At 43.3% G+C, this 10,935-nt stretch carries 13 protein-coding genes; 11 read left to right on the top strand and 2 right to left on the bottom strand.

The window, feature by feature from the left end:
* Positions 1–439 (top strand): formylglycine-generating enzyme family protein (locus tag F3741_06105; GenBank protein MZG30373.1); only part of this gene is annotated, 439 nt, incomplete at its 5' end.
* A 3-nt stretch (positions 440–442) separates the two neighbouring features.
* Here F3741_06105 and coaBC read toward each other — a convergent pair.
* Positions 443–1,645 carry a bifunctional phosphopantothenoylcysteine decarboxylase/phosphopantothenate--cysteine ligase CoaBC gene (gene coaBC, locus F3741_06100; protein MZG30372.1) on the bottom strand — a complete coding sequence of 401 codons (1,203 nt, stop codon included), beginning with the start codon at positions 1,643–1,645 and terminating at the stop codon, positions 443–445.
* A gap of 133 nt (positions 1,646–1,778) precedes the next feature.
* Here coaBC and galT point away from each other — a divergent pair, with 133 nt between their 5' ends.
* Positions 1,779–2,774: a galactose-1-phosphate uridylyltransferase gene (gene galT / locus F3741_06095; protein ID MZG30371.1), complete on the top strand. Its 996-nt coding sequence runs from the start codon at positions 1,779–1,781 to the stop codon at positions 2,772–2,774.
* A gap of 108 nt (positions 2,775–2,882) precedes the next feature.
* On the opposite strand, the gene F3741_06090 is transcribed toward galT, so the two are convergent.
* The gene (locus tag F3741_06090) at positions 2,883–3,077 is read right to left on the bottom strand and encodes a hypothetical protein (protein ID MZG30370.1); all 195 of its coding nucleotides are present in this window, start codon (positions 3,075–3,077) and stop codon (positions 2,883–2,885) included.
* 94 nt (positions 3,078–3,171) lie between these two features.
* On the opposite strand from F3741_06090, the gene glgA reads away from it, so the two are divergent.
* From glgA to F3741_06045, 9 genes are all read left to right on the top strand, one after another.
* A complete protein-coding gene (gene glgA, locus F3741_06085) occupies positions 3,172–4,620 on the top strand; it encodes a glycogen synthase GlgA (protein ID MZG30369.1) in 1,449 nt (482 codons plus the stop codon).
* An 18-nt stretch (positions 4,621–4,638) separates the two neighbouring features.
* Complete coding sequence (locus tag F3741_06080) at positions 4,639–6,546, top strand: GAF domain-containing protein (GenBank protein ID MZG30368.1); 1,908 nt, start codon at positions 4,639–4,641, stop codon at positions 6,544–6,546.
* 50 nt (positions 6,547–6,596) lie between these two features.
* Positions 6,597–6,962: a response regulator gene (locus tag F3741_06075; GenBank protein MZG30367.1), complete on the top strand. Its 366-nt coding sequence runs from the start codon at positions 6,597–6,599 to the stop codon at positions 6,960–6,962.
* Positions 6,963–6,972: 10 nt separating this feature from the next.
* The gene (locus F3741_06070) at positions 6,973–7,623 is read left to right on the top strand and encodes a deoxynucleoside kinase (GenBank protein ID MZG30366.1); all 651 of its coding nucleotides are present in this window, start codon (positions 6,973–6,975) and stop codon (positions 7,621–7,623) included.
* A 178-nt stretch (positions 7,624–7,801) separates the two neighbouring features.
* A complete protein-coding gene (gene panB, locus F3741_06065; protein ID MZG30365.1) occupies positions 7,802–8,647 on the top strand; it encodes a 3-methyl-2-oxobutanoate hydroxymethyltransferase in 846 nt (281 codons plus the stop codon).
* A 10-nt stretch (positions 8,648–8,657) separates the two neighbouring features.
* A complete protein-coding gene (locus F3741_06060; GenBank protein MZG30364.1) occupies positions 8,658–9,506 on the top strand; it encodes a pantoate--beta-alanine ligase in 849 nt (282 codons plus the stop codon).
* Positions 9,506–9,856, top strand: coding sequence for an aspartate 1-decarboxylase (locus tag F3741_06055; GenBank protein MZG30363.1), 351 nt, complete (start codon positions 9,506–9,508; stop codon positions 9,854–9,856). Before F3741_06060 ends, F3741_06055 begins: the two co-directional genes overlap by 1 nt.
* Before the next feature lie 95 nt (positions 9,857–9,951).
* Positions 9,952–10,668, top strand: coding sequence for a tetratricopeptide repeat protein (locus F3741_06050; GenBank protein MZG30362.1), 717 nt, complete (start codon positions 9,952–9,954; stop codon positions 10,666–10,668).
* A gap of 34 nt (positions 10,669–10,702) precedes the next feature.
* Positions 10,703–10,935: helix-turn-helix transcriptional regulator (locus F3741_06045; protein ID MZG30361.1), on the top strand; the 233-nt coding region annotated here is incomplete at its 3' end.

Raw genomic sequence — 10,935 nt, 5'->3', positions numbered from 1 at the left:
AGAAGCCGTTGCCTATTGCAAGTGGAGCGGGAAAAGACTCCCCACAGAAGCAGAATGGGAAAAAGCCGGCAGAGGCAAACGTCCTATCAAATACCCCTGGGGAGATTCACCCCCTGACTCAGAAAAGCTGAATTACAATGAAGAAAAAATGCATACAACTCCTGTCGGCTCTTATGAAAATGGAAAGTCTGATTATGGTGTCTACGATCTTTCTGGAAACGCGGCCGAATGGGTTCATGACTGGCATTTTCCAGAGTACTATCTGTTTTCACCTAAAGAAAACCCACCTGGTCCTGAAAAGGGGCAATACAAAGTCATTCGCGGGGGAAACTGGAGAAATACAGCCGAGTATGTTGACCTGACTTACCGCAATGCAACCACACCACGCATAAGGAATACGGGAGTTGGATTCCGTTGCGCTAAAAGCGCAAAGGAGTAACAGTTATTCAGATTGTTTGAGACTGGCAAGGATTTTGTCTAGCAGGAGATCTGCAATTTCAGTTTTTGACTGCAGAGGCAAACTTTCTATATTTTCTTCACGATCTATGATCGTAACCTGGTTTGAGTCAGACTGAAAACCTATCCCCGGCGCACTGATATCGTTGGCAACAATGAGGTCAAGGTTTTTTTTCTTGAGTTTTTCCTGAGCGCACTCCACCAGGTTTTGACTTTCTGCCGCGAAGCCCACCACCAATTTACTCAAGTTCCTTTTGGCAACTTCCATCAAAATATCTTTGGTAGGTACAAGCTTGAGAACCAGTCCCTCTGCGCCCTGCTTTTTTATCTTTTCCTTTTCCAGCCTTTCAGGAGCAAAATCACCCACTGCGGCAGACATGACCAAAACATCGCAATCCTCAAGATGCTCCTGAACCAGGTTGTTCATTTCATCCGCCCTTTTGCAGGGTTTAAAATCCACTCCATGAGGCGGATTCAAATAAGTCGGCCCGCTGATGAGAGTCACCTCCGCGCCTCTTTCCCTGGCTTTTTCAGCAATCGCGTAACCCATCTTTCCTGAAGAGGGGTTGGTCAGAAATCTTACCGGGTCAATAGCTTCATGGGTGGGACCGGCAGTAATCAGAAACCGAATTCCGTCCAGATCATCACGTTGGTTAAAATAATTTTTGACCTTTTCAACAATAAGAGGAAGGTCAGCCAATCGACCAGGCCCTACCACTCCACAAGCAAGCTCACCTGATTCAGGGTCAATAAACTGCACACCTCTTGATTTGAGGATAGCGATATTGTCTTTTACTGCGGGGTGGCTCCACATCCCTTCATTCATGGCAGGAGCAACCACCACAGAACCTTTAAACGCGAGGTATAAACTCGACAAAGCATCATCAGCGAGACCCTGCGCCATTTTCCCGAGTATCGAAGCCGTAGCCGGTGCAATGAGAAGCAGGTCTGCTTTCTCGGCAACACGAATATGCTCCATTTCGGCTGAGTTTTGCGAATCAAATTGCGTGTGGTAAACAGGATTTCCCGAAAGCGCCTCGAATGTGAGAGGGGCCACAAACTTACCAGCATTGGCGCTCATCACAACACGCACCTCCGCCTGTGCCTTCACCAATAGGCGGACTAATTCCACAGATTTATAAGCGGCTATGCTGGCCGAAACACCCAATACAATCTTATTTTTTTTCATGCTTTGATTATAAGAATTAAATCCCTTTCAATCAATGTTTTTAGGGCATTGCCGAGATTGACTTTTTAACTGCCATTCCATAGAGTATTGAAAATATTTTCTGACTCTATCAAACATCCGTCCTGGCCTTATAATGCCTGAATTGAGAAAAGATCCGATTGTAAACCGTTGGGTCATTATTTCCAGTGAGCGTGGCAAACGTCCGCAAGATTTTTCCATTCCTAAGAAAAAAAACAAGCGGGCCTCCTGCCCTTTTTGTGATGGAAATGAAGAGTTTACTCCTCCTGAAATTCTTGCATTCCGGAATAACTCACCCAATTCCCCGGGCTGGTCATTAAGAGTGGTCCCCAATAAATATCCAGCCCTGATTAATGATGACCATGTTAAACCAACGGCTGAAGGCCTCTACAATAAAATGAACGGAATTGGGGCACATGAAGTAGTGATTGAAAGCCCAGACCACAATACAGAGTTGGAACTATTGCCACCAACTCAAATCACCCGCAGTCTGGAAGCGTTCCGTGAGAGGGTTTTGGCATTAAAACAAAACGAACTGTACCGATACATCCTGATATTTAAAAATCAGGGCCAGCCTGCAGGGGCGAGTCTTGAACATACCCATACACAGTTGATCGCCCTTCCAATTGTACCTGAAGTTGTAAACGAAGAAATTATGGGTTGCAAAGAACATTATAAAAAAAATGGACGTTGCATTTATTGCGATATTATTTCTCAAGAGTTGGAAGATGGAAGAAGAGTCGTATGCAAGAACAAGCACTTCATCACTCTTGTTCCATATGCTCCCAGGTTTCCGTTTGAGATGTGGTTGTTACCCAGGTTCCATGCGGCAAGGTTTGAAGAATGCAGTCAACTTGATGAACTTGCTTCCATCCTGAAAGAAAGCCTCCTGAAAATGCGCACTGCCCTAGATATGCCTCCTTATAATTTTGTTTTCCACATAGCACCCGTTGGCAACGAACACTTAAGTTATTACCACTGGCATATCGAGATCATGCCAAAATTAACCAAAATTGCTGGTTTCGAACAGGGAACAGGGTTCCATATCAACCCAACGATACCTGAAGAAGCCGCCCGAATACTCCGGGAAACACAAACCAGTAATAGATGACAGTAGTTGATGGAAAATAAAAAACCCACCCAGGGGAGCTGAGTAGGTTTTGAAGAGGCAATCACCCCCTGAAGGGCCATCAAAGTGATTCTCCCCCCTGCCCCATATTTATTCCATCTTTTTTTCTATTCCTTTTATGATAGAGCGTCCTTTTGGTGCATGGTTTCTGAGATGTTCACGCACAAGCATCACCGCATGATTGTCATCCATTGCGGTTATGAAAATGTTAAAATCCTCTTCGGATTCATCCTTTTCACATATTAAAACACCTTTTACTTTAAAACTATATTGCTTAGGTGGCATAGTATCCTCAATTTTGGTTAAAAAAACAGAATAATATGATATCAACAATATTTAAAGAAGCCGTCAAAATACTTCGGGTAATCAGGGAACAAGTATGACACTAAAAATCCTGTTGGTCTCTGCTGAAGTATACCCTTTTGCCAAAACAGGCGGCCTGGCTGATGTGAGTGGCGCTTTGCCACCTGCCCTTAAAAAACTAGGACACGATATTCGAGTCATAATGCCTCAATACCCCTGCACTGAAAATGCGGGACGAAAATTACAACCTCTTAAGGTCGATCTCAAAATCCCCGGGCACGGCCAGAAAGGTACTTTATTCAAATCTGAACTGACAGGCAAAGTCCCTATTTATCTGGTTCAACATAACGGCTACTTTAACCGAAAGCACTTATATGGTGAACCCGGATCGGATTACCCTGACAGCGTGGAACGGTTTTCTTTTTTTTCACGGGCTGTTCTTGAGGCAACCAAGCTTCTCGACTTTAAACCCGATATCATCCATTGTAATGACTGGCATACTGGACTCATACCGGTATATCTTAAGTCACTTTACAATAAAGACCCATGGTTTACTCAAACCAAAACACTATTTTCAATACATAACCTGGGTTATCAGGGTAACTTTCCCCACTCTCGCTTGAAAGCAACAGGGCTGGATGATTCTTTTTATCATCCAGAGGGAATTGAGTTTTATGGACAGATCAGTTTTTTAAAAGGCGGGCTGATGTTTGCCGATACTCTAACCACAGTGAGTCCTGCCTACAGTGAGGAAATCCAATCTTCGGAAATGGGTTGTGGTATGGAAGGGGTCTTGCAGAAACGCTCCGATAGGTTATATGGAATTTTGAACGGTATTGATGAAACGATCTGGAATCCTGAAACAGATCCTTTAATACCCTTCAATTATGGGCCTAAAACCCTGTCCCTAAAAAAACAATGTCGCGAGTCCCTGATAAAAAAGTTTTCACTCAAGCTTGATAAAAAGACCCCCATTCTCTGCATGATCACCCGACTTTCAGAGCAAAAGGGAATCGATTTGATCGTCGAAGCCAAAAACGAACTTGATAAAAAAGATATATCCCTGTTGATACTGGGAACAGGCTCATCCAAATATGAATCCTTTTTTAAAAACTGGCACCGCGAAAAGCCTGACCGTATTGCGACAGCATTGAAGTTTGACGAATCTCTTGGTCATCTTATTTTAGCAGGTAGTGATATGCTTCTAATGCCATCTCTTTATGAACCTTGCGGGCTGACTCAAATGTATGCCTTGAAATACGGAACAGTCCCTATTGTTAGATCAATAGGAGGTTTAAAAAACTCTGTGCAGACTTTCAACATGAAAACGGGAAAGGGAACCGGGTTCAAATTCAGAAATCCACAAGCTAGATTTTTCCTGAAATCTCTGCAAAAAGCATTATCCTGTTTTAACCAGTCGAAAACCTGGAACCAGCTTATGTTAAACGGAATGACAAAAGACAATAGTTGGAAGTCTGCCGCAAAGAAATATTCACGTCTTTATCATAAATCCCTTCGTTCCTGACATACGGAGTCTCATTCAATGACAGAAAGTAATCTTGGTCTGGAAATTCTTCAGGAAGTTACCCGGATAGCTAACTCCACTCTCGATCTGGATGAAACCCTGGAGAAAATCATTCTGGTCATTAAAAATAAAATGCATATGGATGCGTGTGCCATTTACCTGATCAATGAATCAGATGGACTTCTTCATTTAAAAGCATCCATGGACCTTCCCAAAAAAGCCAAGCACATTAACCTTGAAATGGGACAGGGTGTAACAGGCTGGGTTGCACAGCATGGGACTTCTCTAGCCTTAAGCGAAGCCATGCAAGATCCGCGGTTTGTCTATTTCCCGGAAATCGAAGAAGAAAAATTCAGTTCAATGCTTTCAGTACCAATTCTTGCTGATTGCCCTCCTCTGGGTGTCATCAATGTTCACAGCATTGAAACCAGAACGTTCAGTCTGGAAGAAACTTCTGTTCTGGAAACAATTGCAGGCCAAGTCACAGGGTGTTTAAAAAATGCCATGCAATTCCACCAGAACCAGATGACTTTAAAAGAAACCCGGATACTTTACGAAATCAGCCTGGCGGTTCAATCCACCCTGAAGCTGGAGCACGGGTTGTGGATCATACTAAGCGCAATCACCATGGGAGAAGCAGGTGGGTTCAACCGTGCCATGTTATTCACTCTTGATGAAAAAAATAATCTGCTTCAAGGAATTATGGGATTGGGCCCTGATTCTCACGAAGATGCTGTAAGAATTTGGACCGAACTGGATAAAAAAAAGGGCGATTTATTACAATGGGCTATCCGGGAAGCCCAGCATGACTTGCATAGAGATTCCAATTTCCACAATTTTGTTTGCGGATTACGTTATGCAATAGCTCCGAACGATAATATTCTTTCTGAAACAGTGTTGCAGAAAAAACCGTTTAATATTACTAAAGCCAAAGAACACCCATTAGTCAGCCAGGAGTTCTATGATGCATTAGGAGTAGACTCATTCGCAACGGTTCCACTAATCGCGCATGAAGAAGTTCTTGGGGTCATTTTAGTAGATAACCGCTATGACCAGAAACCCATAACTGAAGAAAACCTCCGCTTCCTTACACGTTTTACGGTTTATGCCAGTTGGGTGATCGAAAACTCAAGGCTTTTCTCCAAACTTTTAGACACCAACCGTGAACTCCTGTCAATGAAAGAACAACTGGTCCAGGCAGAAAGGCTGTCTGCACTCGGAGAAATGGCCGCAGAAGTGGCCCATGAAATTAAAAATCCCCTGGTTTCTATTGGAGGTTTCGCCAGAAGACTAAAAGATAAAATGACGGACCTTAGTCAAAAGTGGGAGGATAATAAGGATTTAAAATCAGCTTCCAAATATTCTGAAATAATTTCCAGCGAAACAGACCGTCTCGAAAGATTACTTAAAAACACTTTAATCTATTCCAAGTCCGGGGCGCTTGAAACAGAAAAAAGCCAGCTTAACAAGTTGGTAGAAGAAGCCCTATATCTGTTCAAAGCGGGTCTCTATGAAAAAAACATCAATCTGGTAACTCATCTAGAGTCAAATCTTCCCCTATTGGATCTTGACCAACAGAAAATCAAACAAGTTCTCATAAACCTGTTCTACAATGCTTTGGAGTCCCTATCTCTAGGTGGTCTTTTGAAAGTTGAAACTTTCCTGGAGGAATATGCCCAGAAGCAGAAAATGATTACAGTACGGGTTGAAGATACGGGCGGCGGCATTCCCCAGGAAGTATTTGAGAACATTTTCAATCCTTTTTTCACCACTAAGCATTCTGGCACTGGCCTGGGACTTTCCATCTGCCGGAAAATCATAGAGAATCATGGGGGGACTATCAGGGTGGAAAACCAATTAGGTAAAGGGGTTACCGTCTACCTCCATTTACCGTTGCAAAACCCTCCCGATTATTATAAAAACTAATGTTCCCTGTCGTGGTGAGCCTATTTTTTTCGGAACTCATAAAACCTATCATGAAAACTATCCTGGTTGTTGACGACGAACAAAACATCCGATTCCTGTACAAAGAAGAACTTGAAGATGACGGTTATCATGTTTCGGTAGCCGCCACCGGCGAGGAGGCTTTGAAAATGCTGGATGAACAGCTTCCCGACCTCATTGTTCTGGACATAAAAATGCCCGGAATGGATGGAATTGAAGTTATGCGAAAAATTAAAGATGAAAAGGGTGATATCCCAATCATCCTTTGTTCGGCATACGGTCAATATAAGCAGGACTTTAGAGTATGGGCATCCGATGCTTATGTCGTCAAATCGGCAGACTTGAGAGAACTGAAACTCACCATTAGGGAGATTTTCAATCAGCTAACAGCGGGTTGATCAGAATAAAATGACCCATCAAGCTATCGAGCCTAGATTCATTGCTGTTGAAGGTGCCATAGGCGCGGGCAAAACATCCCTGGTCAGTCTACTTGAAAAGCAATATGGCGCCCGAGTGATTCTGGAAGAAAACGATTCCAATCCCTTTATCTCTAAATTTTATGAGGATCAGGAGACCTACTCTTTTCAGACCCAGATTTTTTTTTTACTGAGCCGGTACAACCAGTATATGGAACTGGCACAAAGAGACCTGTTCAACTCAGTGGTTGTTATCGACTATTTGTTTCAAAGGGATAAAATCTTCGCCCAGCTGAACCTGGAAGATCACGAATACCGCTTATATGAGCAGATCTTCAATCTCATAGGACCCAAAGCCCCGAAACCAGATTTAGTCATTTTTTTGCAGGCCAGTACTGATGTTTTAATGGAAAGAGTTGCCAAGCGAGGACGCGATTATGAAGCGTTTATGGATCCCGATTACCTCGATTCGGTAAACAAGGCATTCAATAATTTCTTTTTTTATTACTCTGAAACACCGCTTTTGGTCATAAATACCAATGAGATCGACTTTGTTGAAAAAAAATGTGACCTTGAAGAGTTGATAAACAAGGTTAATAACCATAGAATAGGTAGAGAATATTATAACCCGCTTGGATCCTAACGGACCGGGACGGTGCAATCTTCATAAAACAGGACAAACGTTATTACGGGACCTCTCAAAGGCCTAAAAGTAAACCTCGCGTTTTTCCTACATTTTTGCGCTTCTCCCACGGCATTGGCCGATCGTTTCTGTTTGATATCCCCCTCCGTTTGACCCAAGCCTTATCTATAAAATTGTCATGGATACAAGGCCTGTCACTGTCACAGATATATCTGGAAGAAAAAACTCAGGGGAAAAAATCACTGCCCTGACTGCCTACGACTACAGTTTTGCCAAACTTCTTGATGCAACGGATTTAGACATCATCCTTGTGGGAGATTCCCTGGGAATGATTTCACTCGGTCATGAAAACACTCTCGCGGTGACAATGCAGAATATGATTGACCATACCCGTGCCGTCAAACAGGGTGCCAAACGTGCTTTGGTAGTGAGTGACATGCCTTTCATGTCCTACCAGGTTTCAGTCGAACAAGCTGTAACCAATGCCGGCCGCCTGATACAAGAGGGAGAAGCTTCTTCCGTAAAACTCGAAGGAGGAGCCCGCATGGCAGACAGAGTGCAGGCGATTGTCAGGGCTGGAATCCCGGTCATGGGGCACATTGGCTTGACTCCTCAATCTGTCCATCAGTTTGGCGGCTATAAAGTGCAAGGGAAAAACTATCTGGATTCCCGGCAAATTAAACAGGACGCGCGCGATCTGCAAAATGCGGGAATATTCGCTCTGGTGCTTGAAGGCATACCCGGTGAACTTGCAGAAGAAATCACAGCAGAACTGAAAATACCGACTATAGGTATTGGAGCGGGTGTGAAATGTGACGGGCAAATTCTTGTGCTGCATGATCTTCTTGGGCTAAACCAGGACTTTGTCCCCAAGTTCGTTAAACAATATGCCAATTTGGCGGACCTCATGAAAAATGCTGTCGCAGAATATATAGATGATGTCAGGTCCAAAGCTTTTCCCGGGCAGGAACATACCTACCTTTCAAAACAAGGCAATCTCAAGCAGGTAAAAAATGGAAGCTGAAGCGAAAACGTTGAAGGAAGTATCTTCCGTTTCTGAAATGAAAAAAATTGCAAAATCATTTCGGGAAAGAAATCTGACCGTAGGATTAGTGCCGACCATGGGGTGCCTCCACGAAGGTCATTTGAGCCTGGTTAAACAATCCATACAAAGCTGTGATCGAACCATAGTCAGTATTTTTGTCAATCCCACTCAATTCGGGCCCAACGAAGACCTGGATACCTATCCACGCCAGTTGCAAGCCGATAGCGAGATACTGGAAGAAGTTGGTGTAGACGTTCTATTTCACCCAACCAGCGAAGAGATGTATCCTGAAAACTACAACACATATGTAGAGGTTGAAGGTATCACGGAACACTTATGCGGCAGAAGTCGCCCTGACCTTTTTAGAGGTGTGAGCACTGTTGTACTAAAACTGTTTAACATCGTACAACCTCATAATGCTTTCTTTGGGGAAAAAGACTGGCAACAGCTTGCCGTTATCGAGAGTCTAGTGAAAGATTTAAACCTTGATGTTGTAATCAAACGTGTCCCCATTGTAAGAGAATCTGATGGACTGGCAATGAGTTCCAGGAACCGCTATCTATCACCCCGGGAAAGACAAACGGCATTGTCTTTATCTCGCACTCTTAAGCAGGCAAAGGATGCAATCCGACAGGGAACCAAATCGGTAAAAGCAATCGAAAGTTTAATTCACCAATCCCTGATCAAAGAGAAAGAGTTAGTAATTGACTATATATCCATTTGTGATCCCGTAAACTTTGTAAAAAAGGAAAAAATCTGTGACACAACATTGATCGCCCTGGCAGTGAAGATCGGTTCGTCACGTCTTATTGATAATTGCATTATCGAGGAATACTGATGCAGAGAATTATGCTTAAATCCAAGCTTCACCGTGCCAAAGTAACGGCAACGGAAATTGATTATGAAGGCAGCATCGCCATTGACGAAGACTTGCTGGATAGAGTCGGAATTTCACCTCTGGAGCAAGTACACATTTACAACATTAACACGGGCGGCCGTTTCGTCACCTACGTCATATCCGCTGAACGCGGATCTGGAACTTTTTCCATTAACGGTGCGGCAGCCCGTCTGGCACAGATAAATGATCGCATCATCGTTGTTGCTTATGGTATGATAGATACAGATCAGGAAAAGAATAATGCCCAAATCGTTCTCCTTGACGAGAACAATAAAATCGTTGAAAACTAACTGGTGTTAAGAAATCCTTTATGGACTTCAACCATTCTTACTTATAAGACGAGGTTACCTTGACCGATTTATTTATATATGCCGCCGCCGGTTTCATGGTCTGGATGTGTCTGGACTGTATCCAACGCCGTGAACATTTTGTCTGGATCATCATAATGATCATACTTTTTCCTGTTGGGGCATTTGCTTATTTCTTTGTCGTGAAAAACCGTGCCGGAGGCAAAGCAGGTTTCCCTTCACCTGCCACACCAGTTCGCAAAGAAGTGGAAACAGAGGAAACCCTGCAGCTTAAAGAATTAATAGGAAAACACCATAAAGCCTATCACTATGAAAAGCTGGGGCAGGCCTATGTCGAACAAAGAAAGTTCGACCAGGCTATTCCACAATTTGAAGAAGCCATTCAACGTGATCCGGATATGCTGGAAGCCCGCTATGGTCTTGCTAAATGCCTGCATGGATTAGGCAGATATGAAGAAGCCGCCATAGCCCTGGAAAAACTTACCGCCATTGATAAGAAATATGATTATGGCAATGCCATCTTTGGGCTGGCAGAAAGTTACCGCCTGGCCGGCAACGAAGAAAAAGCTCTGGAAACTTATGGTGAAGTTATAAACTCCTTTCATTTCTTTAAAGCCTATTATCATTATGCAAATTTGCTGGATAAAAAAGGCAAGAAACAAGAAGCCATCGACTACATGAAAAGCATTGTAGGATCCTCCAAAGATCTGCCAGATTACAAACTCGAAAAAGAGCGCTTCTGGATTGACGAGGCTTATAAGTTTTTAAGGAAAAACGGTATTGAGCTGGCTTGACTCTTAACCGGTTTTTCTGCCCGGTTCAAAAATCATGACAATTCTTTCTGAAAATTTAAAGACTCTCAGAAAAAAACTCAACTGCACCCAGATGGCCCTTTCAGAAGTTCTGGAAATAGGGTTCAGAACTTATGTCCGCTATGAAGCTGGAGAAAGAGATGCTCCGGTTTCAGTCATGATTAAACTTGCCAAACTGGGAAATGTGTCGTTGGACAGGTTATTAACGACCAAAATCAACCCCGAAGATTTAGACACTCCAGATCAGGA

This window comes from Nitrospinota bacterium (genome assembly GCA_009873635.1).
Lineage (GTDB): Bacteria > Nitrospinota > Nitrospinia > Nitrospinales > VA-1 > LS-NOB.
This window is presented reverse-complemented; position numbering and strand designations above follow the sequence as displayed.

Coding starts and splice junctions, on each gene's coding strand:
- coaBC (MZG30372.1), bottom strand. CDS start 1,645: ATGAAAAAAAATAAGATTGTATTGGGTGTTTCGGCCAGCATAGCCGCT.
- galT (MZG30371.1), top strand. CDS start 1,779: ATGCCTGAATTGAGAAAAGATCCGATTGTAAACCGTTGGGTCATTATT.
- F3741_06090 (MZG30370.1), bottom strand. CDS start 3,077: ATGCCACCTAAGCAATATAGTTTTAAAGTAAAAGGTGTTTTAATATGT.
- glgA (MZG30369.1), top strand. CDS start 3,172: ATGACACTAAAAATCCTGTTGGTCTCTGCTGAAGTATACCCTTTTGCC.
- F3741_06080 (MZG30368.1), top strand. CDS start 4,639: ATGACAGAAAGTAATCTTGGTCTGGAAATTCTTCAGGAAGTTACCCGG.
- F3741_06075 (MZG30367.1), top strand. CDS start 6,597: ATGAAAACTATCCTGGTTGTTGACGACGAACAAAACATCCGATTCCTG.
- F3741_06070 (MZG30366.1), top strand. CDS start 6,973: ATGACCCATCAAGCTATCGAGCCTAGATTCATTGCTGTTGAAGGTGCC.
- panB (MZG30365.1), top strand. CDS start 7,802: ATGGATACAAGGCCTGTCACTGTCACAGATATATCTGGAAGAAAAAAC.
- F3741_06055 (MZG30363.1), top strand. CDS start 9,506: ATGCAGAGAATTATGCTTAAATCCAAGCTTCACCGTGCCAAAGTAACG.
- F3741_06050 (MZG30362.1), top strand. CDS start 9,952: ATGGTCTGGATGTGTCTGGACTGTATCCAACGCCGTGAACATTTTGTC.